General features: G+C 50.4%; 24 protein-coding genes. 13 read left to right on the top strand and 11 right to left on the bottom strand.

Going from position 1 to position 23518, the window contains the following annotated elements; genetic code table 11:
- Window positions 1–147: 147 nt before the first annotated feature.
- Both fieF and cpxP read right to left on the bottom strand, forming a co-directional pair.
- The gene (gene fieF, locus HX778_RS09005) at window positions 148–1050 is read right to left on the bottom strand and encodes a CDF family cation-efflux transporter FieF (RefSeq protein ID WP_038477086.1); all 903 of its coding nucleotides are present in this window, start codon (window positions 1048–1050) and stop codon (window positions 148–150) included.
- A 123-nt stretch (window positions 1051–1173) separates the two neighbouring features.
- Window positions 1174–1683 carry a cell-envelope stress modulator CpxP gene (gene cpxP / locus HX778_RS09000; protein WP_176981809.1) on the bottom strand — a complete coding sequence of 170 codons (510 nt, stop codon included), beginning with the start codon at window positions 1681–1683 and terminating at the stop codon, window positions 1174–1176.
- A gap of 151 nt (window positions 1684–1834) precedes the next feature.
- Here cpxP and cpxR point away from each other — a divergent pair, with 151 nt between their 5' ends.
- The 3 genes from cpxR to trmL all read left to right on the top strand — a co-directional run bounded on the left by cpxR (window position 1835) and on the right by trmL (window position 4456).
- Window positions 1835–2533: an envelope stress response regulator transcription factor CpxR gene (gene cpxR, locus HX778_RS08995; protein ID WP_008457487.1), complete on the top strand. Its 699-nt coding sequence runs from the start codon at window positions 1835–1837 to the stop codon at window positions 2531–2533.
- Window positions 2530–3900: an envelope stress sensor histidine kinase CpxA gene (cpxA, locus tag HX778_RS08990; RefSeq protein WP_038477092.1), complete on the top strand. Its 1371-nt coding sequence runs from the start codon at window positions 2530–2532 to the stop codon at window positions 3898–3900. The genes cpxR and cpxA overlap by 4 nt, the downstream gene beginning before the upstream one ends.
- A gap of 82 nt (window positions 3901–3982) precedes the next feature.
- Entirely contained in the window at window positions 3983–4456 is a 474-nt protein-coding gene (gene trmL, locus HX778_RS08985; protein WP_038477095.1) for a tRNA (uridine(34)/cytosine(34)/5-carboxymethylaminomethyluridine(34)-2'-O)-methyltransferase TrmL, read from the top strand.
- Here trmL and cysE read toward each other — a convergent pair.
- The 5 genes from cysE to HX778_RS08960 all read right to left on the bottom strand — a co-directional run bounded on the left by cysE (window position 4453) and on the right by HX778_RS08960 (window position 7596).
- Window positions 4453–5268 (bottom strand): serine O-acetyltransferase, encoded by an 816-nt coding sequence (gene cysE / locus HX778_RS08980; RefSeq protein WP_038477098.1) that lies wholly within the window; start codon window positions 5266–5268, stop codon window positions 4453–4455. The two genes, trmL and cysE, sit on opposite strands and share 4 nt — an antisense overlap.
- A gap of 78 nt (window positions 5269–5346) precedes the next feature.
- On the bottom strand, window positions 5347–6366 hold the full coding sequence (gene gpsA, locus HX778_RS08975; protein ID WP_038477101.1) for an NAD(P)H-dependent glycerol-3-phosphate dehydrogenase: 1020 nt from the start codon (window positions 6364–6366) through the stop codon (window positions 5347–5349).
- Window positions 6366–6833, bottom strand: coding sequence for a protein-export chaperone SecB (gene secB / locus HX778_RS08970; protein WP_038477105.1), 468 nt, complete (start codon window positions 6831–6833; stop codon window positions 6366–6368). The genes gpsA and secB overlap by 1 nt, the downstream gene beginning before the upstream one ends.
- A 56-nt stretch (window positions 6834–6889) precedes the next feature.
- Window positions 6890–7141: a glutaredoxin 3 gene (grxC, locus tag HX778_RS08965; RefSeq protein WP_008457480.1), complete on the bottom strand. Its 252-nt coding sequence runs from the start codon at window positions 7139–7141 to the stop codon at window positions 6890–6892.
- A 23-nt stretch (window positions 7142–7164) separates the two neighbouring features.
- Complete coding sequence (locus tag HX778_RS08960) at window positions 7165–7596, bottom strand: rhodanese-like domain-containing protein (protein WP_038477108.1); 432 nt, start codon at window positions 7594–7596, stop codon at window positions 7165–7167.
- 247 nt (window positions 7597–7843) lie between these two features.
- Here HX778_RS08960 and gpmM point away from each other — a divergent pair, with 247 nt between their 5' ends.
- Genes gpmM through HX778_RS08945 form a run of 3 tightly spaced genes read left to right on the top strand, consistent with a single transcriptional unit; the run spans window position 7844 to window position 11602 of the window.
- On the top strand, window positions 7844–9391 hold the full coding sequence (gene gpmM / locus HX778_RS08955) for a 2,3-bisphosphoglycerate-independent phosphoglycerate mutase (protein WP_038477117.1): 1548 nt from the start codon (window positions 7844–7846) through the stop codon (window positions 9389–9391).
- Window positions 9392–9400: 9 nt separating this feature from the next.
- The gene (gene envC, locus HX778_RS08950; protein ID WP_176981808.1) at window positions 9401–10663 is read left to right on the top strand and encodes a murein hydrolase activator EnvC; all 1263 of its coding nucleotides are present in this window, start codon (window positions 9401–9403) and stop codon (window positions 10661–10663) included.
- Between the two features lie 3 nt (window positions 10664–10666).
- Complete coding sequence (locus tag HX778_RS08945) at window positions 10667–11602, top strand: divergent polysaccharide deacetylase family protein (protein ID WP_038477122.1); 936 nt, start codon at window positions 10667–10669, stop codon at window positions 11600–11602.
- 39 nt (window positions 11603–11641) lie between these two features.
- Here HX778_RS08945 and tdh read toward each other — a convergent pair whose 3' ends face one another.
- Both tdh and kbl read right to left on the bottom strand, forming a co-directional pair.
- Complete coding sequence (gene tdh / locus HX778_RS08940; protein ID WP_008457475.1) at window positions 11642–12667, bottom strand: L-threonine 3-dehydrogenase; 1026 nt, start codon at window positions 12665–12667, stop codon at window positions 11642–11644.
- Between the two features lie 10 nt (window positions 12668–12677).
- Window positions 12678–13874: a glycine C-acetyltransferase gene (gene kbl, locus HX778_RS08935; RefSeq protein WP_176981807.1), complete on the bottom strand. Its 1197-nt coding sequence runs from the start codon at window positions 13872–13874 to the stop codon at window positions 12678–12680.
- Window positions 13875–14089: 215 nt separating this feature from the next.
- Here kbl and rfaD point away from each other — a divergent pair, with 215 nt between their 5' ends.
- The 7 genes from rfaD to HX778_RS08900 are packed head-to-tail and all read left to right on the top strand — an operon-like array spanning window position 14090 to window position 21370.
- Complete coding sequence (gene rfaD, locus HX778_RS08930) at window positions 14090–15022, top strand: ADP-glyceromanno-heptose 6-epimerase (protein ID WP_038477130.1); 933 nt, start codon at window positions 14090–14092, stop codon at window positions 15020–15022.
- 16 nt (window positions 15023–15038) lie between these two features.
- On the top strand, window positions 15039–16088 hold the full coding sequence (gene rfaF, locus HX778_RS08925; RefSeq protein ID WP_038477133.1) for an ADP-heptose--LPS heptosyltransferase RfaF: 1050 nt from the start codon (window positions 15039–15041) through the stop codon (window positions 16086–16088).
- Window positions 16088–17056, top strand: a complete 969-nt coding sequence (rfaC, locus tag HX778_RS08920) for a lipopolysaccharide heptosyltransferase RfaC (protein WP_038477136.1) — start codon at window positions 16088–16090, stop codon at window positions 17054–17056. Before rfaF ends, rfaC begins: the two co-directional genes overlap by 1 nt.
- A gap of 19 nt (window positions 17057–17075) precedes the next feature.
- On the top strand, window positions 17076–18368 hold the full coding sequence (locus HX778_RS08915) for an O-antigen ligase (RefSeq protein ID WP_235212872.1): 1293 nt from the start codon (window positions 17076–17078) through the stop codon (window positions 18366–18368).
- The gene (locus tag HX778_RS08910) at window positions 18361–19371 is read left to right on the top strand and encodes a glycosyltransferase (protein ID WP_038477139.1); all 1011 of its coding nucleotides are present in this window, start codon (window positions 18361–18363) and stop codon (window positions 19369–19371) included. Before HX778_RS08915 ends, HX778_RS08910 begins: the two co-directional genes overlap by 8 nt.
- A gap of 1 nt (window position 19372) precedes the next feature.
- Entirely contained in the window at window positions 19373–20428 is a 1056-nt protein-coding gene (rfaQ, locus tag HX778_RS08905) for a lipopolysaccharide core heptosyltransferase RfaQ (protein ID WP_038477142.1), read from the top strand.
- Window positions 20429–21370 carry a glycosyltransferase family 8 protein gene (locus HX778_RS08900; protein ID WP_176981806.1) on the top strand — a complete coding sequence of 314 codons (942 nt, stop codon included), beginning with the start codon at window positions 20429–20431 and terminating at the stop codon, window positions 21368–21370. It abuts the gene before it with no gap.
- A 60-nt stretch (window positions 21371–21430) separates the two neighbouring features.
- Here HX778_RS08900 and HX778_RS08895 read toward each other — a convergent pair whose 3' ends face one another.
- Both HX778_RS08895 and HX778_RS08890 read right to left on the bottom strand, forming a co-directional pair.
- Entirely contained in the window at window positions 21431–22444 is a 1014-nt protein-coding gene (locus HX778_RS08895; RefSeq protein WP_038477148.1) for a glycosyltransferase, read from the bottom strand.
- 52 nt (window positions 22445–22496) lie between these two features.
- Window positions 22497–23513, bottom strand: a complete 1017-nt coding sequence (locus HX778_RS08890) for a glycosyltransferase (RefSeq protein WP_038477151.1) — start codon at window positions 23511–23513, stop codon at window positions 22497–22499.
- Between the last annotated feature and the right edge of the window lie 5 nt (window positions 23514–23518).

The raw sequence follows: 23518 nt of genomic DNA, 5'->3' as shown, positions 1-23518 counted from the left end.
GTTGCCGGAAAACGCTGCGGGCAATCCGAAGCTTCGACGCTGCCCAAATAGTATAACAACGGCTTCCAGCTGAATTGATTCAGGTCAGGCCAAATGGCGGTACATTATGCAAAAACTGCCAATCAGCGCCAACTTTCCAACGTAAAACTAAAGCTCGAAATGCCCCTGTCGTCCCGCTGGAACCACAGAGCAAGGATCCTGGTGGATAATCACATCCGATCCGGGAAAACGATGCAAGATTGCCTGTTCCACCTGTTCAGCCACAACGTGCGCCTGAACCAGCGGCAAATTATCTTCCATCTCAATATGAAGCTGTATAAAGCGGGTCGGCCCTGACTGCCGCGTTCGAAGATCGTGGGCCCCTCTGACGCCGGGCCACGCATTCACGATATCAATAATAGCCTGACGTTCCTCGTCTGGTAACGCCCGATCAAGCAGCGATTGCACGGCTTCATAACCCATTTGCAGCGCGCTATACAAAATGTACACGCCAATACCCAAAGCAAACAGCGAATCCGCACGATGCCAGCCGTACCAGGATAAGGCCAACGCAATAAGAATTGCACCATTCATCATAACATCAGACTGATAATGAAGCATATCGGCCCGGACGGCCTGGCTTTGAGTTTTTCGCACCACCCAGCGCTGGAAAGTCACCAGAATTAAGGTGCTTATCAGTGCCACAATCGTGACCGCAACGCCAATACCAGGATCTTTCATCGGCGTGGGTTCGGCCAGGTGCTGAATGCCGGTCAAAAACAGGAACAGTGCAGAACCTGAGATAAACATGCTTTGTGCGAGGGCGGCCAGCGACTCAGCCTTACCGTGACCGAACGTATGCTCTTCATCCGCGGGCTGAAGCGAATAACGCACCACCAGCAGATTCGTTAATGAAGCGGCAATATCAACCAGTGAATCCACCAGCGCGGCCAGGATACTGACCGAACCGGTATACCACCAGGCGAAAATTTTAATTAACAGCAACAGCGACGCCATGACGGTCGCTGCAATTGCAGCCCGACTAACCAGCTGCCCATATTGTTGATTCATGGGGGCTCCCGCAGGTGAATGCCGCTAGTATAGCGGATCCGCCCTGAGCGTCGGGCAAAAAAAACCCGCCTTGGTAGGCGGGGAAGACAGGGATGGTGTCTATGGCAAGGAAAACAGGGTTTGTTACTGGTTACTACGGGTACTGCTACTACTCATGGCCTGCAGCGAAACGCCCTGCTGCAGTTCAGACAGTTCACGGAGATTATCCATGCGCTGCTGGTGTTTCTCATTCAAAGCGGCTTGCTGCTCCGGACTGAGTAAGTGGTACATTTGGTTGCGTACTTTTGCCATTTCAACCTGGCGGGCAACCTGTTCTTGTGCCATTTTTTCAGCCTGAGCTTTCACTGCCACTTCATCAAATTTATCTGCGGTGACCAGGCGATGCATGATCTCCATTTCGCTAACATTAACGGGTGGGCTATCATGCCTTGCCCGGTGCATAAGATCTCGCATCTGTTGGCGTTGTTGCTCAGTCAAACTTATGCCGTCAAACATATGATTCTGACCGTTGTTTCGTTTTGCCAGATTGTCGCTTTGTGGCCAGTTAACGCCGGTCGGCAAATCAGTGGCCTGGCTGGCTAACGAGGTAAACGCCAGCGTTGAGGCCATGACGACAGCGGTAACATTGCGCATCACTTGCTCCCAAAATCTGTGTGTGCTGCGATTCAACGAGAGCCAGTCTACGATTCCCGCTGCAAACTAGCGTCAGGGGGTGTAAAACAACGTAAAGTCATGGATTAGCGCGCCTTGATGACGTAATTTCTGCCTCGGAGGTAATTTCACAATGAATAAAATCCTGTTAGTTGATGATGACCGAGAGCTGACTTCCCTGCTAAAGGAATTGCTCGACATGGAAGGTTTTGACGTGATTGTTGCTCACGATGGTGAGCAAGCGTTGACGCTTCTGGACGACAGCATCGACCTGTTATTGCTCGACGTAATGATGCCAAAGAAAAACGGCATTGATACTTTGAAAGAGCTTCGCCAGACACACCAGACACCTGTCATTATGCTTACCGCTCGCGGTAGCGAACTCGATCGCGTGCTCGGCCTTGAGCTGGGTGCCGATGACTATTTGCCAAAACCCTTCAACGACCGCGAGCTTGTCGCCCGTATTCGCGCCATCCTGCGTCGTTCACACTGGAGCGAGCAGCAACAGAACAGCGACAGCAGTTCGCCGACGGTAGAAGTCGACGGGCTGAGCCTCAATCCGGGCCGCCAGGAAGCCAGCTTTGACGGGCAGGCCCTGGACTTAACCGGCACCGAATTCACGCTGCTTTATCTCCTTGCCCAGCATCTGGGTCAGGTGGTTTCACGTGAACATCTGAGCCAGGAAGTTTTGGGTAAACGCTTAACGCCGTTCGATCGTGCAATCGACATGCATATTTCCAATCTGCGTCGTAAATTGCCGGATCGTAAAGACGGCCATCCGTGGTTTAAAACCTTGCGTGGCCGCGGCTATCTGATGGTTTCCGCTTCATGATAAGTAGCCTTACCGCGCGAATTTTTGCCATCTTCTGGCTGACGCTAGCTCTGGTACTGATGTTAGTTTTAATGCTGCCGAAGCTGGATTCACGCCAGATGACCGAGCTGATGGAAAATGAGCAACGTCAGGGCTACATGATTGAGCAACACGTCGAAGCGGAGCTGGCAACCGATCCACCGAATGATTTGATGTGGTGGCGGCGCCTGTTCCGCGCCATCGACAAATGGGCACCTCCTGGCCAGCGTCTGCTGCTGGTCACCAGCGAAGGGCGCGTCATTGGCGCCCAACGCAACGAAATGCAGATCATCCGCAACTTTATCGGCCAGTCCGATAATGCCGATCATCCTCAGAAAAAGAAATATGGCCGGGTTGAGCTAGTTGGGCCTTTTTCGGTGCGAGATGGCGAAGATAACTACCAACTTTACCTGATTCGCCCGGCCAGCAGCTCGCAATCTGACTTCATTAACCTGCTGTTCGACCGCCCTTTGCTGCTACTGATTGTCACCATGCTGGTGAGTTCCCCGCTGTTGCTCTGGCTTGCATGGAGCCTCGCCAAACCGGCTCGTAAGCTGAAAAACGCAGCAGATGAAGTAGCCCAGGGCAACCTGCGTCAACATCCGGAACTCGAGGCTGGGCCACAGGAATTCCAGGCCGCGGGCGCAAGCTTTAACCAAATGGTGACGGCGCTGGAAAGAATGATGACGGCGCAGCAAAGATTGCTGTCTGATATCTCTCATGAACTCCGCACTCCGCTGACCCGCCTGCAGCTTGGTACCGCGCTGCTGCGCCGCCGAAGCGGTGAGAGCAAAGAGCTGGCACGCATTGAAACGGAAGCCCAGCGCCTGGACGGGATGATTAATGACCTGCTTGTCATGTCGCGTAACCAGCAAAAAAATGCGCTGGTTAGCGAGACCATGAAGGCTAATCAAATCTGGACTGAGATGCTGGATAACGCCGCCTTCGAAGCCGAGCAGGTGGGCAAGTCGCTGGAGATCACCTACCCGCCGGGACCGTGGCTGATGTACGGTAACCCGAATGCGCTGGAAAGCGCGCTGGAGAACATTGTTCGTAACGCCCTGCGTTATTCCCACACCAAGATAGCTGTGAATTTCTCAGTCGATAATCAAGGCATTACCGTCACCGTTGACGATGACGGCCCGGGTGTCAGTCCGGAAGACAGAGAGCAGATTTTCCGCCCGTTCTATCGTACAGATGAAGCTCGCGATCGCGAGTCGGGAGGTACAGGTCTCGGTCTGGCTATCGTGGAAACCGCCGTACAGCAGCATCGTGGCTGGGTAAAAGCTGACGACAGCCCGCTGGGTGGTCTGCGCCTGACGCTCTGGCTACCGCTTTATCACCGCTAACAAGCAGGCTCTACGGAGCCTGTTTTCATTTCTGCTTAGCCGCAATTTTGCTATTCTTCGCCCCCTAGTCGATGGGGGTTGTATGTTAAATATCGTTTTGTTTGAGCCAGAAATTCCGCCCAATACCGGGAACATTATCCGCCTGTGCGCCAATACCGGTTTCCGGTTGCACATCATTGAGCCGATGGGCTTTCCCTGGGACGATAAGCGCCTGCGACGCGCCGGGCTGGACTACCACGAGTTTACGACCGTGCTGCGCCATCGTGACTACAATGCATTTTTAGAGGCCGAAAAGCCTCAACGCCTGTTTGCCTTAACGACCAAGGGAACGCCGGCCCACAGCGCGGTGAGCTATCAGGCAGGGGATTATTTGATGTTCGGGCCGGAAACGCGTGGGTTGCCCCCTGAGATCCTGAATGCGATGCCGGCGGAACAGAAGATTCGCATCCCAATGATGCCGGACAGCCGCAGCATGAACCTCTCTAACTCGGTGTCCGTGGTGGTGTATGAGGCCTGGCGCCAGTTGGGGTATCAGGGCGCCGTGCTCAGAAGCTAAATGCCGTCGCCGTACTCAAAGCCCGCGCCGTTGAAGTGCTGATCCATATCCATCGCCGGTTTGTCGCTACCTGGCGTGCCCACAATGCGAGCCGGTACGCCAGCAGCAGTGGTATGCGGCGGAACAGGCTGTAGCACAACTGAGCCTGCGCCAATTTTTGCGCCGGTTCCGACCTCTATATTGCCAAGGATTTTTGCGCCAGCGCCAATCATCACGCCTTCGCGGATCTTCGGATGGCGATCGCCACTGGTTTTACCGGTACCGCCCAGCGTGACCGACTGCAGAATAGAAACATCGTTTTCGACGACCGCAGTCTCACCGATCACAATCCCCGTGGCGTGATCCAGCATGATCCCGCAGCCGATTTTCGCCGCCGGGTGAATGTCTACCTGGAAAGAAACTGAGACCTGATTCTGCAGGAAGATAGCCAGCGCCTGTCGCCCTTGCAGCCAGAGCCAGTGGCCAATTCGATATGCCTGGAGCGCGTGAAAACCTTTGAGATAAAGCAGCGGCGTTGAATACTTGTCTACCGCCGGGTCACGGGTGCGAACAGCCTGAATGTCACAAGCCGCGGAAGCAATCATCTGCGGATCGGCTGCGTAGGCTTCTTCGACAACCTCGCGAATCGCGATAGCCGGCATAATCGGCGAAGCTAACTTATTGGCCAGCATGTAGCTGAGCGCGTTACCAAGGTTATCGTGCTTGAGGAGCGTCGCATGATAAAAACTGGCCAACATGGGTTCACAATCCGCAAGCGCTCGCGCTTCGGCTTTAATATTGCTCCACACCAAATCCAGTTCTTCAGACGACATTGTTCTCTCCAGACAGAAAAACAACGCCCGACACCAGGGTCGGGACGTTTCAGTTATTGCGGTGTATTAAGCGATCCCTCAATTGCCGCTTCGTTCATCCTTACGAGTACGACCAAGCAACGTTAATGCTGCCTCGCGCGCATTTTTTCCGCAATACAATACCTGATAAATTTCCTCGGTTATTGGCATTTCGACGCCTACTCGAGCCGCCAGCTCGCGAACTTCTTTGGTATTGCGATAGCCTTCAACCACCTGGCCAATCTTCTGCTGTGCGCCATCCACATCCATTCCCTGGCCAAGCATCATGCCGAAGCGACGGTTACGGGATTGGTTGTCGGTACAGGTCAGCACCAGATCGCCCAGGCCAGCCATCCCCATAAAGGTTTCAGGCGAAGCACCGAGCGCACTGCCCAGACGCGTCATCTCTGCAAGACCACGGGTGATAAGCGCGGTACGTGCATTGGCGCCAAACCCGATGCCATCCGACATCCCGGCCCCAATAGCGATGACGTTTTTAACCGCTCCGCCAAGCTGAACGCCGATGAAATCGGGATTGCTGTAGACGCGGAAGCTTTTGCCGCAGTGCAGCAGGTGCTGGAGATCCTCTGCAAACTGGTCGTCGGTCGCCGCAAGCGCAATTGCGGTTGGTAAACCGGCAGCCAGCTCTTTCGCAAAGGTCGGGCCGGAAATAACCGCCAGGGGAACATCATCACCCAGCGCTTCGCGGGCAACGTCCTGCAGCAATCGACCCGTTTCAGCTTCCAACCCTTTTGTCGCCCACACAATACGTGCATCCGGGCGCATCAGCGGCTTGATTTGACGTAACACTTGCCCGAACACATGGCTCGGCACGACCACCAGAATATTGCGGCTGGCGGCAAGTGCGACGGCTAAATCACTCTCGAGATGCAGCGTGTCGGGAAAAGGAACGTCGGGCAGGAAAGCCACGTTGCAGCGATCGGCCTGCAGCGTAGCGATATGTTTGGCATCATGGCCCCACAGCACAACGTGGTGGCCATTTCTCGCAAGGGTGATAGCGAGAGCGGTGCCGTAAGAGCCGGCACCGATAACAGTCATTGAAGCATTAAGGCTGTTCATCAGGCATCCTGATGGTTTTCAGCACCTTCGCCAGCTTGCTGCTGCAGATAGTTCATGAACAACGCATCGAAGTTAACCGGTGCAAGGTTCAGCTGCGGGAAAGTGCCGCGAGAAACCAGGCTAGTGATACATTCACGCGCATACGGGAACAGAATGTTCGGGCAGTATGCACCCAGGCAATGTGCCAGCTGCGAGCCTTCGATACCGTCCACGGAGAAGATACCCGCCTGCTGAACTTCACACAGGAAAGCAGTGTCTTCGCCCAGGCTGGCGGTGACGGTTACGCGCAGTACAACTTCGTAGATATTGTCAGCCAGCTGGCTGGATGCAGTATCCAGATCCAGTTTAACTTCTGGCTGCCAGTCTTTCTGGAAAACGTGCGGCGCGTTAGGTGCTTCGAAAGAGACATCCTTGGTGTAAACACGCTGAATCTGGAAACCCATTTCTGTATTGTTTTGTTCTGACATTGTTAACCCTTAAATTTAAACGTCCTTACTCTGCGATACACGGCAGACAAACCACACTAGCTCAGCAGGGGATCGAGTCCACCACGCGCGTCCAGTGCGTACAAGTCATCGCAACCGCCAATGTGCTGTGCGTCAATAAAAATCTGCGGTACCGTGGTGCGGCCACTGCGTTTGATCATCTCTTCCCGCTTAGCGGCGTCGCCATCAATAGGCAACTCCTGGAACGCCACGCCTTTTTCATTCAGCAGGGCTTTTGCACGGTGGCAAAAAGGGCAGGTCGCTTTGGTATAGATCTCAATGTTCGCCATGGTTTACCTCAGTCTTTTCCAGATTATTTACCGCGAACCAGTGGCAGGTTTTCCCCGCTCCAGCCAGCAATACCTTCTTTTAACAGCGAGACTTGCTCGAAGCCAGCTTTGTGCAACAAAGCCGCTGATTCTTGTGAAGAAACACCGTTAGCGCATACCACAATAATGGGCTTCGCTTTGTGTTTTTCAAGCTCACCAAAATTGCCGCTTTTGATTTCGGTTGGCAGCACGTTCAGTGAATTCGCAATGTGGCCTTTACGGAAATCGTCACGCTGGCGCACATCGACAACCACCGCGTCTTCTTTGTTAATTAAGCGAGTGGCTTCACCGCGGGTTACCACTTTGACTTTGGAGGCCAGGCCTTTAAAGGTCATGAAAAGTACCGCTGCCAGCAGACCAACCCACGCCAGACTAAGTATGGGATGACGACCAACGAATTGCATAATTTCTTGCATGGGGGGTAATAACTCCCGACTAAGTAATGATGAGAAAACCAGGTGGGGAGTATACCTTCGCGTTGTGGCAATTACAGCCAGTCTGAATAATGTTATGTGGATTCTGCGGGCTGTTACGAAAAAAAAGAACCAGACTGATGTAATCCGATCGCCCTCCAGCCCCTTTCTTTGATCTTCTGCGGCTATTCACCGGGAGTGCCTGTAGTAAAATTACGCAAATTTTGTCTTAGACTCAGAGGTTGTTGCAATGTCGGTTACTAAAAAACCTATGGTGCTGGTGATTCTGGATGGCTACGGCCACCGCGAAGAGCAGCAGGATAACGCCATCCTTAACGCGAAAACTCCGGTAATGGATAACCTGTGGGCCCAGCGTCCACATACCCTGATCAACGCATCTGGCCTGGAAGTTGGCCTGCCGGACGGTCAAATGGGTAACTCTGAAGTGGGCCACGTCAACCTTGGCGCCGGCCGCATCGTCTACCAGGACTTGACTCGCCTGGACGTTGAAATTAAAGAACGTACTTTCTTTGCTAACCCGGTGCTGACCGGCGCGGTAGACAAAGCGGTTGCCGCCGGGAAAGCAGTACATATCATGGGCCTGGTTTCTCCTGGCGGCGTTCACAGCCATGAAGAACATATTCTGGCGATGATCGAACTGGCCGCTGAACGCGGTGCTGAAGCCATCTATCTGCACGCTTTCCTTGACGGCCGCGACACGCCGCCGCGCAGCGCCGAATCCTCCCTGAAGAAATTCTCCGACAAGTTCGCTGAGCTGGGCAAAGGCCGCGTAGCCACCCTGATTGGCCGTTACTACGCGATGGACCGTGACAACCGCTGGGATCGCGTTGAGCTCGCCTACGACCTGATGACTCAGGCCAAAGGTGAATTCCAGGCAGACAATGCCGCTGCCGGTCTGGCAGCCGCTTACGCCCGCGATGAAAACGATGAGTTTGTTAAACCTACGGTGATCCGCGCTACAGGTGAAGCCGAGTCCACTATGAACGACGGCGATGCGCTGATCTTCATGAACTTCCGTGCCGACCGTGCCCGCCAGATCACCCGCGCCTTTGTTAATACCGATTTCGACGGTTTCAGCCGTAAAAAAGTGGTGAAGTTTGGCGACTTCGTGATGCTGACCGAATATGCCGCAGACATTAAAACAGCCTGCGCGTACCCACCAGCTTCACTGACGAATACCTTCGGCGAGTGGATGGCGAAACACAACAAAACCCAGCTACGCATCTCCGAAACAGAAAAATACGCTCACGTTACCTTCTTCTACAACGGCGGGGTTGAAGAGCCTTTCGCTGGTGAAGACCGCGTGCTGGTGAATTCGCCAAAAGTAGCCACTTACGATCTGCAGCCAGAAATGAGCTCCGCAGAGCTGACCGACAAGCTTCTCAGCGCCATCAACAGCGGTAAATACGACACCATCATCTGTAACTACCCGAACGGCGACATGGTCGGTCATACCGGCATTTATGATGCCGCTATTTCTGCCGTTGAAGCGCTGGATAATTGCGTGGCTCAGGTGGTTAAAGCCGTTGAGGCCGTTGACGGTCAACTGCTGATTACCGCAGATCACGGCAACGCAGAACAAATGCGCGACCCGGCTACCGGCCAGGCACATACCGCGCACACCAGCCTGCCGGTTCCTCTGATTTATATCGGCAAGAAAAATCTGAAAGCGGTCGAAGGCGGCAAGCTGTCCGACATCGCGCCAACCATGCTGAGCCTGATGGGCATGGAAATCCCGCAAGAGATGACTGGCAAGCCGCTGTTCATCGTGGAATAATCCCTCCCCATGAGGGGAAAGGCGATTTTTTCAAAGACATGGGCTGTGAAGCCCGTTATTTACGCCAGCGTGTTAAGCGCTGGCGTCTTGTTATGCTCTTTTTCCAGCCACGCCGATGACAAACAGCAGCTGCAGTCTATCCAGCAGGATATCGCCGCCAAAGAGCGAGCCGTGCGCCAGCAGCAGCAGCAGCGATCCGTTTTACTCGCTCAGCTAAAAGCGCAGGAAGAAGCTATTTCTGCGGCCAGCCGTAAGCTGCGTGAAACCCAGAACACCCTCGCAGATTTAAACAATCAAATCGCAACCCTGAATAACTCTCTCGCCAAACTGCAAAAACAGCAGGCAACCCAGGAACGTAATCTGGCCGCTCAGCTGGATGCGGCGTTTCGCCAGGGTCAGCATACCGGTATTCAGTTAATTCTCAGCGGAGAAGAAAGCCAGCGAGGCCAGCGCCTGCAGGCTTATTTTGGCTATCTTAACGCTGCTCGCCAGCAGACAATCGAAGAGCTAAAGCAGACCAAAGCTGAAGCCGCACAGCAGAAATCCGAGCTGGAAAGTAAGCAGAGTGAACAGCAAACGCTGCTCTACGAGCAGCAGGCACAGCAGGCCAAGCTGGAAAGCGCCCGTAACGAACGCAAAAAAACCCTCGCAGGCCTCGAATCCTCGATTCAGCAGGATCAGCAGAAGCTGAGCGAAATGCGTCAGAACCAGTCGCGCTTGCAGAATCAAATCGCCCGAGCAGCCGCCGCAGCAAAAGCCAGGGCAGAGCGTGAGGCGCGCGAAGCCGAGCAGGTTCGCAGCAAGCAGCAGGAAGCCTCTAACAAAGGCACGACCTACAAGCCAACCGAAAGCGAACGCTCGCTGATGTCGAGAACCGGCGGCCTCGGGTCACCGCGCGGGCAGGCATACTGGCCGGCTCGCGGTTCGTTACTGCATCGTTATGGCGAACAGCTGCAAGGTGAACTACGTTGGAAAGGTATCGTTATTGCGGCGCCGGAGGGCACGGAAGTTAAAGCCATTGCCGACGGACGCGTGATCCTTGCCGACTGGCTGCAGGGCTATGGCCTTGTCGTCGTTATTGAACACGGTAAAGGCGATATGAGTCTCTACGGCTACAACCAGAGCGCGTTGGTCAGCGTCGGCACCCAGGTGCGCGCCGGGCAGCCTATCGCACTGGTCGGTAGCAGTGGCGGCCAGGGCCGTCCGTCACTCTATTTCGAAATTCGTCGCCAGGGCCAGGCAGTGAATCCACAACCGTGGTTGGGAAGATAAGTTTTGCCTCAGTTCCGCACTGTTTTTTTCGCCGCCGCCAGCGGGCTAATGCTGGCAACCTCCGCATGGGCCGGTAAGCTCTCGATAGTGATTGATGACTTTGGCTATCGTCCTCAGCAGGAAAACCAGGTGCTGACACTGCCGACTAACGTCTCCGTTGCCGTGCTGCCCAATGCGCCTCACGCTCGTGAAATGGCCACCAAAGCGCATAACGCCGGGCACGAAGTCCTGATCCACCTGCCGATGGCACCGCTTAGCAAGCAGCCGCTTGAGAAAGATACTCTACGCCCGGACATGAGCAGCAGCGAGATCGAGAGAATTATTCGCGACGCGGTAAACAAAGTCCCTTATGCCGTTGGCATGAATAACCATATGGGCAGCGCGATGACCTCCAGCCTGTTCGGGATGCAAAAGGTGATGCAGTCGCTGGAGCAGTACAATCTCTATTTCCTGGACAGCATGACCATTGGCAACAGCCAGGCAACGCGTGCCGCAGCCGGGACGCGCGTAAAAGTGATTAAGCGGAAGGTCTTTCTCGACGATACCCAGAACGAAGCGGATATTCGCTTTCAGTTCAACCGCGCGATTCAACTTGCGCGCAAAACCGGGTCGGCAATCGCCATCGGCCATCCACACCCATCAACCGTTCGGGTCCTCCAGCAGATGGTCTATAACCTTCCGCCGGACATTACTCTGGTACGCCCGAGCAGCCTGCTTAATGAACCACAGGTAGACACTTCAACGCCAAATAATACGCAGCCGGGCAAACAACAGCCGCCTCGTAACCCATTCCGTGGCGTGAAGCTGTGTAAACCGAAACAGCCTATCGAGCCGGTGGACGCAACCACCTACTTTAAAGTCATCAGTGAAAGTATTGCCGAGAGCGCGCTGGTGAAATATCTCCAGCATCAGTGGCAGGGTTGGGGCAAACAGGCGTGACTGAAAAACCAGAGGGCGCGATGCCCTCTGGATTAATGATTAATCCCAGCTCAGGATAACTTTACCGGACTGCCCGGAGCGCATCGCGTCAAAGCCTTTCTGGAACTCATCGATAGAGAAACGATGGGTGATGATAGGAGACAGATCCAGGCCAGACTGGATCAGCGCGGCCATCTTGTACCAGGTCTCAAACATCTCTCGCCCGTAGATACCTTTAATAAACAGTCCTTTAAAGATAACCTTGGTCCAGTCGATAGACATATCAGACGGCGGGATCCCCAGCATGGCAATACGGCCGCCATGGTTCATGGTATCCAGCATGGTGCGAAACGCCGGAGGTGCGCCGGACATCTCCAGGCCAACGTCAAACCCTTCGGTCATCCCCAGCTCGCTCATCACGTCCTGCAGGCTTTCTTTGCTGACGTTAACCGCGCGAGTAATACCCATTTCACGCGCCAGTTCCAGGCGGTATTCGTTCACGTCGGTAATCACCACGTTACGAGCACCAACGTGCTTCGCTACCGCAGCGGCCATGATCCCGATAGGACCCGCGCCGGACACCAGCACATCTTCGCCCACCAGATCGAACGAAAGCGCGGTATGCACTGCGTTGCCGAATGGATCGAAGATAGAAGCCAGATCGTCAGAGATATTGTCCGGAATTTTGAACGCATTAAAGGCCGGGATAACCAAATACTCAGCAAAACAGCCAGGGCGGTTGACGCCAACGCCGGTGGTGTTGCGGCACAGGTGGGTACGACCGCCGCGGCAGTTACGGCAGTGACCACAGGTGATGTGCCCTTCGCCGGAAACGCGGTCACCAATCTTGAAGCCTTTCACTTCCTGGCCTATGCCAACCACTTCCCCCACGTATTCGTGACCCACAACCATAGGGACAGGGATGGTTTTTTGCGACCATTCGTCCCAGTTGTAGATATGTACGTCGGTACCGCAAATCGCCGTTTTACGAATTTTAATCAGCAGATCGTTATGACCCATTTCCGGCTTGGGTGCATCCGTCATCCAGATGCCTTCTTCCGCCTTCAGTTTTGCTAATGCTTTCATGGCCGCTCCCTTAAGCGATAACGCCTAATTGCTTACCGATACGCGTAAACGCATCAACCGCACGTTCAATTTGCTCAGGGGTATGCGCCGCCGACATTTGGGTACGAATACGCGCCTGACCTTTTGGCACCACCGGGTAGAAGAAACCGGTGACGTAAATACCTTCTTTTTGCAGCTCACGCGCAAAGTTCTGCGCCACAACCGCTTCGCCCAACATCACCGGAATGATCGCGTGATCGGCACCGGCAAGCGTAAAACCGGCTGCGCTCATTTTTTCGCGGAACAGGCGGGCATTCGACCACAGGCGCTCACGCAGTTCTTCGCCTGACGCCAGCATCTCCAGAACCTTAATAGAGGCGGAAACAATGGCCGGAGCGAGCGAGTTAGAGAACAGATAAGGGCGTGAACGTTGGCGAAGCCATTCAATAACTTCTTTGCGTCCTGCGGTGTAGCCACCGGAAGCACCGCCCAGCGCTTTGCCCAGCGTACCGGTGATGATGTCAACGCGGTCCATGACATCGCAATATTCGTGCGTGCCGCGCCCGTTGGCACCGACAAAACCCACAGCGTGAGAATCATCCACCATCACCAGCGCATTATATTCGTCCGCCAGGTCACATACGCCCTGCAGGTTGGCAATCACGCCGTCCATTGAGAACACGCCGTCGGTGGCGATCATCACGTGACGAGCCCCGGCAGCACGCGCCTCTTTCAGGCGAGTTTCCAGTTCCTGCATGTCATTATTGGCATAACGGTAGCGCTGGGCTTTACACAGGCGAACGCCGTCGATAATCGAGGCATGGTTCAGCGCATCGGAAATGATGGCGTCTTCCGGGCCAAGCAGGGTTTCAAACAAGCCGCCGTTGGCGTCGAAGCAGGAGGAGTAAAGAATCGCATCGTCCGTACCGAGGAATTCCGCCAGCTTGCCTTCCAGCACTTTGTGGCTGTCCTGAGTGCCGCAGATAAAGCGCACCGAAGCCATACCAAAGCCGTGCTTATCCATCCCCTGTTTAGCCGCTTCAATCAGCTGCGGATGGTTAGCAAGACCCAAATAGTTGTTGGCGCAGAAGTTGATAACGTGGCTGCCATCGGCAACGGTGATATCCGCATTCTGGGCGGAGGTGATAATACGCTCTTCTTTAAATAACCCTTCCGCACGAGCCGTCTCGAGCTGGGAGGTCAACTGCTTGTAAAAATCTTCGCGCATCGCGATTCTCCAGGCATGGCAAATTTCGGCACATATTACCCAAACCTATACCAGGAGACGAGATTACGCTTCAGGGAATCTGATTTTTGCAGGATAAATCACGAGGGTGAAAAACTTCCGCTCATTAGGCGGGTCTTTAATTGTAATGGTATGATAAGAGCCATTAGCGCATCAGGCACAAGGCCTGAAAGCCCCACTTTTTAAAGGTTAAGCTTATGATTATCGTTACTGGCGGCGCCGGCATGATCGGCAGCAATATTATTAAATCCCTGAATGAGCAAGGCTACCGGGACATCCTGGTGGTGGATAACCTGAAGGACGGCACTAAGTTTGCTAACCTGGTTGATCTTGATATCGCTGACTACATGGATAAAGAAGACTTCCTTATCCAGATTATGGCCGGGGAAGAGTTTGGCGATATCGACGCTATCTTCCATGAAGGTGCCTGCTCGTCCACCACAGAGTGGGACGGCAAGTACATGATGGACAACAACTATCAGTATTCTAAAGAAGTCCTGCACTACTGCCTCGAGCATGAAATTCCGTTCCTGTATGCTTCTTCCGCTGCCACTTACGGCGGTCGCAATAAAGACTTTATCGAATCCCGCGAATATGAGCAGCCGCTGAACGTTTACGGCTACTCCAAGTTCCTGTTCGACGAGTATGTCCGCCAGATCCTGCCTGAGGCTAACTCTCAGGTGACCGGGTTCCGCTACTTTAACGTCTACGGACCACGTGAAGGCCACAAAGGCAGCATGGCGAGCGTGGCATTCCACCTCAACACTCAGTTAAACAACGGTGAAAATCCTAAGCTGTTTGAAGGCAGCGACGGCTTCAAGCGCGATTTCATCTACGTGGGTGATGTTGCCGCCGTTAACCTGTGGTTCTGGCAAAACGGTGTTTCCGGTATTTTCAACTGCGGTACCGGCCGGGCGGAATCCTTCCAGGCCGTGGCAGATGCCGCGCTGGCGTTCCACAGCAAAGGCAGCATCGAATACATTCCTTTCCCGGACAAGCTGAAGGGGCGCTACCAGGCTTATACCGAAGCAGACTTAACCAATCTGCGTGCTGCAGGCTATGACAAGCCGTTCAAAACCGTCGCCGAAGGGGTGGCGGAATACATGAAATGGTTAAACCGCGACGCATAAGCAGCACAGGGAACGCATGAAAATTCTGGTGATTGGCCCGTCATGGGTGGGCGACATGATGATGTCGCAAAGTCTCTATCGCACGCTCAAGGCGCGTTATCCCCAGGCGATAATCGATGTGATGGCACCCGCGTGGTGCCGTCCGCTGTTATCCCGCATGCCGGAAGTGAACGAAGCTATCGCCATGCCGCTTGGTCACGGCGCACTGGCAATAGGCGAACGCCGTCGTCTTGGCCACAGCCTGCGTGATAAGCGCTACGATCGCGCTTACGTCCTGCCAAACTCGTTCAAATCCGCACTGGTTCCCTTTTTTGCCAACATCCCCCACCGCACCGGCTGGCTGGGCGAGATGCGCTATGGCCTGCTGAACGACAGCCGCAAGCTGGACAAACAGGCCTGGCCATTGATGGTCGAGCGCTACGTCGCATTGGGCTACGACAAAGGCGTAATGCAGTCGGCCAAAGATCTGCCGCAGCCACTGCTGTGGCCTAAATTACAGGTTAATGAGGGTGAAAAAGCCCAGGCCTGCGCCGCTTTTAACCTTGAGCAGCAGCGCCCGATGATCGGTTTCTGCCCGGGAGCCGAATTCGGCCCGGCAAAGCGCTGGCCGCATTATCACTACGCCGCGCTCGCAGCGAAGCTCATTGATTCTGGCTATCAGGTTATTCTTTTCGGCTCGGCCAAAGATAAGGAAGCGGGTAAAGAGATTCTGGCGGCCCTGTCCACCGAGCAACAGGCGTGGTGCCGTAACCTTGCGGGTGATACCCAGCTTGAACAGGCCGTTATCCTGCTCTCAGCATGCCAGGGCGTGGTCACTAATGACTCTGGCCTGATGCATGTTGCCGCCGCACTCGACCGTCCTCTGGTGGCACTTTATGGCCCAAGCAGCCCTGATTTCACGCCGCCGCTCTCTCATAAAGCGAAGGTCATTCGCCTGATCAGCGGCTACCATAAAGTACGTAAGGGCGATGCAGCCGAAGGGTATCACCAGAGCCTGATCGATATTACTCCCGATAGCGTGCTGATTACGTTAACCGAACTGCTCACCAGTAGTAAGGAAGACTGATGCGTGTACTTCTGGTTAAAACGTCCTCGATGGGCGATGTACTGCATTCCCTTCCTGCGCTGACGGACGCGATGCAGGCGATTCCGGGTATCAAATTCGACTGGGTTGTTGAAGAAGGCTTTGCCCAGATCCCGGGCTGGCATCCCGCCGTGGATAAGGTGTTTCCGGTTGCTATCCGCCGCTGGCGTAAAAGCTGGTTTGCCTCCAAAACACGTACCGAACGCAACGCATTCTATCAGGCACTGAAAACCAGAGAATATGACTGCATCATCGACGCTCAGGGGCTGGTAAAGAGCGCAGCGCTGGTCACACGTAAGGCGCATGGCATAAAGCACGGCATGGACTGGAACAGCGCGCGTGAGCCACTGGCCAGCCTGTTCTACAACGTAAAACACAGCGTGGCTAAACAGCAGCACGCCGTTGAGCGTATCCGTGAGCTTTTTGCCAGGAGTTTGGGTTATGCCAAACCCAATCGGCAGGGCGATTATGCAATTTCAGGGCATTTTCTTACTAATCTTAAAGGTAGTGAGGAAAAGTATGCTGTATTTTTACATGCAACAACCCGGGATGATAAACACTGGCCCGAAGCAAACTGGCGAGAACTGATTAAGCTCATGGCGGCGACCGGCCTGCGGATAAAGCTGCCATGGGGTGCTCCACACGAAGAAGAAAGAGCCAAGCGCCTGGCCGAAGGGTTTAGCTTTGTTGAGGTGCTGCCCAGGATGACGCTTGAAAGCGTAGCCAGGATATTGGCTAATGCGGAATTTGTGATTTCTGTTGATACAGGATTAAGCCATCTTACCGCAGCATTAGACCGACCAAATCTGACGCTTTATGGGCCGACGGATCCGGGATTGATTGGAGGGTATGGGTTACACCAGCAAGCCCTAAAGAGTGAGGATCACACAATGACTTCAATATCAGCAGGCGACGTGCGAAAATCGCTACAACAATTAAATATATTATAAATATTTCAAGAGTATACTCATGCTTGATAGCTCAATTCTTTCTCAACATTGCAGCAAGAGAAAAGATGTCTTCTTCCGCGTAGTAGACGGCCTGTTTTTTGCGGGATGTCTGCTGTCATTAGTGATGGCGCTAATCAATCCGGATCAGGCAATTAAGGTCTTCATTTTCAGTGCCGTACTTTCACTGCCTCTGATTTTCAATAATTATAATAACCTATTAAAAAATAAAAGCTTATGGCTTTTACCTCTTGCGCTTATTGCATTTGGGCTGATGCAAGTCATTTGGGTTGCGATCTTTAAACAACATAATTCTCCCTTCACTGCAGCCTATCGCTCTTACCAAAATGGCGGTAAAAATTTAATTTTTGCCGCCTTGATGATTACAGCAATTTGCTCGCAACAGACAATCTCCTCAGGCAAAAGCCGGATTGCACGATACGTAACCATCGCAACGGGGTTAGGACTCTATTGCTGGGCAGGGTATCAGCTTTATGCAACAAGCGGTGCTAACCCTCTCGCCTATAGAGTAACTCTAGGCCTGGAGTTCGCAACAGGCACGGCGTATGCCCTGACTTTTATTGCGCTTCTGGCCTCTCAGGCAATTCTTAACCTGCGTGGTATTTGGGTTATTCCTTTTTATTTCATACATTTTGCATTATCCACTTTGGCCATTGTTTCAACACAAACAAGAGCGGCCATTTTGGTCTATCCGGTGCTGTGCATTGTCTTGTTGCTGCTGAATTACCGCCACAACCGCAAAGTATTATTTGGGTCTTTAGCAGGCTTTATTATCCTGAGTCTGGCAGCGCTAATTCCACTGAAACCAGTCCTGGAACAACGCTATATTGAATTTAAAAGTGATATTACTGCTTATCAGAGCGATAACAGTAACTCGTCTATTGGAGCAAGATTCGCGATGCAAAAAGCGGGTCTGGAAACAGGAAAGCTCAAGCTATGGGGTGAATCACTTGAACAACGAAGTGCGGTCTTAACCGAGTTGGAAAAAAGCGATCCCTCATTAAGCGGTGCGTTGTTTTTTTCCAACATTCATCTCCATAACGAAGTGATGGATACCTTTTCGTTGAAAGGCGTTACAGGAGTGATATTGCTGCTCATTTTATATACATCAGCTGTCTATATCTCTCTTAAACAGAAAAATATACTGATGCTAGTCGTAGCTGGTGCTATCATTGCTTATGGTTTAAGCGATATGGTGCTGTACTCGAAAGCGGAATCATTAATCAGTATGTTGGCCCTTTGCTTTGCCTTCATTTTGTTTCCTGGCACAATGAGAGAGCAGTCCCATGAATGATAGAAACGATTACCTTCTTAGCATTATTATCCCGACATACAATAATGCAGAATTTATCATCTCGACACTGTCATCACTGCAACAGGGGCTCACAGATGAAGTTGAAATTATCATTATCAATGACGGCTCAACCGACAACACTGATGAAAAAATAGCCAACTTTTATCAATTAAGACCCTGCAATAACGTAAAAATTATCCATCAGGCTAATCAGGGAGTTGCCATTGCCAGGAACCGTGGGCTAGACATTGCCACAGGTATTCACATCGCATTTGTTGATAGTGACGATATTATCAGCCCCGACTACTTCACTCTTTTGCTACCGATCCTGCGTGAACAACGTTATGACATCGTAGAATTTAGTTTAACTCGTGACGAAGAAAAACTGCATACTGCACAACATAGCAGCAACGAGAAAATTGCACGAAGTGAACTCATTTTGCAGGATGCCCGGTATTTACCGTTGATACCGACGTTCAGCGCTGCACAATGGCATCTGGTCACCAAAATATTTCATCGGGATCTTCTTGGCAGCGACCGATTTGAAGCAAATCGCCGCTATGAAGACATTATCTTTAGCCCATTTCAGTACTTTAAATGCCGTCGAATTTTAAAGCTTGACGCCAACCTCTATTATTATCGGATAAACAGCCAAAGCATCACTGAAAATCTACGAGAGAGTGACGCTCAGCACATATTTTTTGCCATGAGAAAAATGTGTGACTATATAAAAGGCAATCCAGAAAAACGCTCGGTAGCAACACTAATGATTGTTAACTGTTTCCTTGAAGGGCGCAAAATTGTACGCAAAAAGAAAGGCTACTATGCCTATGATGAGCAAATGTTAAGCGATATAAAAACAGCACTACAGTATTGCGACGAAAGCGTTATGAACAAAAAAATCATCTATAAAATGCGACATCCTTGGGTAGATACATTTATCTCTTCTACTCGTAACCAGGTATTGAAGCTTTGCAAGAAAAAGATCAACAAGGAACGTTAAGATGGCTCAACAACATATAGATCGCATCTTAATTTGTAAGCTTAAATTCTATGGTGATGTATTACTCATTACTCCAATCATAGCAAGTCTACAGGCTCGCTATCCTCAGGCTAAAATTGACGTATTGCTGTATAAAGATACAAAAGCAATTCTCGCGGCAGATGACCGAATTAATCAATTTTATCTGGTCGAAAAGAAGCTCGGACTGCTCGACACAATTAAAAACTATCTCACCCTACGACGTGAGCTGAAAAAAAATCGCTATGATCTGATTGTGAACCTGACCGAACAGTGGCCCATTGGCGTGCTAGTGGCATCATTAGGGCGGCCTTCTATTGCATTTCAACGTGAGAAACAGCTGTGGAATAAGCTCTTTAGCCGGGTAGTCCCTATGACAGGAACTCACATCGTTGAGCAAAACCTGTCTCTGCTGAAGGGTATCGACTTTAACGATACTGACCTTACGCCACGGATGCAGCTAAATTATCGGCAAAGTGACTTTCAGGCGTTATGTTCCCGGGATCCAGAGCTCACCTTACAACCTTATGTGGTTATTCAGCCCACAGCACGGCAGTCGTTTAAGTGCTGGGATGAGGATAAGTTCGCTGAGGTTATTAATCACCTGCATAGTCAGGGATTGAAGGTCTATTTAACCTGCGGGCCAGCAGCCAGTGAACAGGAAGAGGTAAAGCGTATTGCCAGCCTGTGCGATATTTCTCCAGACATCCGTTTTGCAGGGAAAACATCATTCCTGCAGCTTGCCGCGCTACTCGACCACGCAATCCTATATATCGGCGTTGATTCCGCCCCAATGCACATGGCTGCTGCATTAAATAAACCTCAAGTATGCCTGTTTGGTGCAACTAACTATCAGCAATGGCGACCATGGTCAGATAAAGCGACGCTGATTTGGGCGGGAAATTATCACCCTATGCCCGAAAGAAAAGATTTGGATCGTTCGCAGAAGTATCTTTCCTGGATCCCAGCTCAGGCCGTCATTGACGCTATCGATACCACGTTGAAAAATACGGTAACACAAGACAATGAGAAAAAATAAATGGCTAATAACTCAGTAATCAATGTCGCCTGGTGCACGGATGCCAATTATCTGGAGTATGTAGCCACCTCGATGATATCCGTTTTGATGAATAACACTCATCAATCACTGGCCTTTTATGTTTTTGTTTATGATGTCAGCGATGATGAAATCGAAAAGCTAAAATCGATTAATACATGTATTCATGTGCAAAAAATTGAAAAATCAGATATAGAAAAATACAGTGATAATCTAAAAATAAAACACCTGAATCGCTCTATTTATATGCGACTTGCAGTTCCGCGTCTTTTACGTGATAACGTTGAAAACTTGATTTATCTTGATGCCGATACGCTTTGTTTTGATAGTATAAGTTCAATAAGTGAAGTTAATATTAGTGACGTTATCTGCGCGGTAAGTCATGACGCTTTAACTATTGATGAAAACAAAAATGCACAACGCCTGGGCTTAAAAAACACACATTACTTCAACTCAGGATTCCTTTATATCAATGTGAAAAACTGGATCCAGCATGATATAGAAAACAAGGCAAATACATTTCTGCAGGAAAAGGGAAACAGCCTACCTTATCCTGATCAGGATGCCTTAAATATTGTCATTGATGGCAACGTGAGATTCATAGATAATAAATGGAATTTTTTATTTAACTGGTTTACCGACGAGCAAAAAGAAACGTTTTTCTATCATAAAAACCTGACACCTAAAATCATGCATTTCACTGGGGGCAGGAAACCATGGTATAAAGAGCACGCTGGGCTAGCACAACAGCTTTATGTTTTTTACCATCATTTCACCCCATGGCGTGATTCTCCTTTGCGCTCCTACAAGCCTCGTATGCGGCCAACAGATTATAGAGTCTATGCGCGACAAAATGCCAAAAAGGGTCATTACTTTATTGCCATTGGTTGGTATTTGAAATACATCAAAAGCAAATTCCATTAAAAAAGCTCCCTCTGGGAGCTTTTTTATCATTACGGTAAAACAATCTATTATAACAGGGCATTACTTACTTTTAAGCTTCGCTATTAGATAACCAACATAACTAACAATAGACTTCAGGGTTTTTCCTTGAAGTCTTTCATGCCGTGATTTCTTCTTGAATTGCTTAGGTGTTATTGCCCCAAGTAACGGCACATCTGACCACGGAGAAGCTTTATAAGCGACGCCAAAATATTGTGCTGATGGATAAACTGCCCAGGAGTGCCATGGTTTTGTCACGCCGATATAATGAATAAGGATAGTCTCATCAGTAATGAACTCTTTATATTTCTCCAGGTCCTTACTTTTTAACTCTTGCTTCATACCATAAATAGCATCATAAATACGTGGTAAGAACATTACCTTATTCAGGAACATAATATTTAATACATCCTGATCGAAGAAAGCAAAACTTTTATTTTTATCCATTAACATATTGAAAGCAGTACTTAAGAAACTCTGTGCTTTCCATGCTTTTAGGTTGGCATAAATTACGCCGGCATTGAAGTAATCACTTTCAAACTGTGGCGTATTCAATCTCTGAGCGGCATATTCACGACTAGAATCAATATCAAGGATTACCGCAGCAACACGATCTCCAAAATCAATATCACACAACTTATGCAACGACCCTTTGCATATCACATCAGCATCAATATAAAGAAGTGAGTCAATTTCATCACTTAAATATTCAAATGCTATGAAACGAAAATAGGTTGCATGCGACCAGGCGTTGCCACAAGGTAAGACCTTTAGCCCTTCGGAATCCATAACATATACAGTAATTATGGTATGATATTGCTGAACAAGGCGCTGTAAACGCACTTTATAATCTTCATCAATAGAATCAGTAAAAAGATGAAAATGAATGGGGGTGTCACGATTGTTCATCAGCACAGATGTTAATGAAATAGCGGCACCGAACATAAAGTTTTTATCAACACCCCAGGCAATATTCAGGGCCGGACCCTGATAAGATTCCGGGGTTGAGGAATAAACCAATTTTTCCTTAATTGCCTGGCGACAGTCGAAATTCATTATTTTCACCTTATTTATATCAATACCAGTCAAAAATTTTCATTTGCAGTGTTTAATCCTGCGAATTACACAGCTTATATTTTATATACATAATATGACTCAGAACAGAGCTAATATGCTTTCCCTGAACCTTTTCATGGCGCGACTTTCTTTTGTACAACTTTGCCGCATTCGCATTTAACAACGGTTTTTCGTTCCAGGGAGATTTTTTATATGCATGCATAAAGAAATCTGCCGCCGGGTAGTTAGCCCAACAATGCCATGGCTTAGTCACACCAACATAGTGAATAAGTATTGTCTGTTTAGAAATATAATGCTTATATTCATCAATGCTTTTGTTAACTAATTCCTGATCCACCCCATAAATGCAATTAAAATCTCGACGTAATGAGATGACATTACCTACAAATAGAATATTAAGAACATCCTGGTCAAAATAAAGCAAACCCGCTTGTCTCTCAAATAAAATGGCAAAGGCTTTAGACAACAGCCCCTGCTCGCGCCAGACAATCAGGTTGGCAAACACAACGCCGGAATTAAAGTAACCATCTGACAGGGCCGGTATTCCTAAGCGTTCACCCGACTTAAGGCGAACTTCATCAATATCATGGATAACCGCTGCATATTCGCCGTTAAACTTAATCTCAGATAGCTCAAGAAGAGAACCTTTACAAACAACGTCCGCATCAAGATAGAGCACCGAATCCAACTCGGCACTCAAGTATTCGAAGGCAAAATAGCGATAGTACATGGCATAAGTCCATGCCTTGGTACTTGGGAGCTTACGAAACTCCTGGTTATTAAATAAAAATACAGTAACCGAAGTGCCGTATGTTTTAGCAAGAGACTCTATGTGCGAAAGATACTCATCATCAACATAATCAGTAACAATGTAGAAACTGATATCGATATCCGGATTATTGATCAATACGGATGTCATTGAGATGCCTGAACCAAACAAAAAATTACGATCAACACCGTATGCAATATTTAACTTATTGTCTTTTGCATGCTCAGAGTGATCGAATGTTATCTTCTTAAGCACCACTTTATCGAAATCAAGTTCCATTCTTT

This window comes from Cedecea sp. P7760 (assembly GCF_013386425.1).
Taxonomy (GTDB): domain Bacteria; phylum Pseudomonadota; class Gammaproteobacteria; order Enterobacterales; family Enterobacteriaceae; genus Cedecea; species Cedecea selenatireducens.
This window is presented reverse-complemented; position numbering and strand designations above follow the sequence as displayed.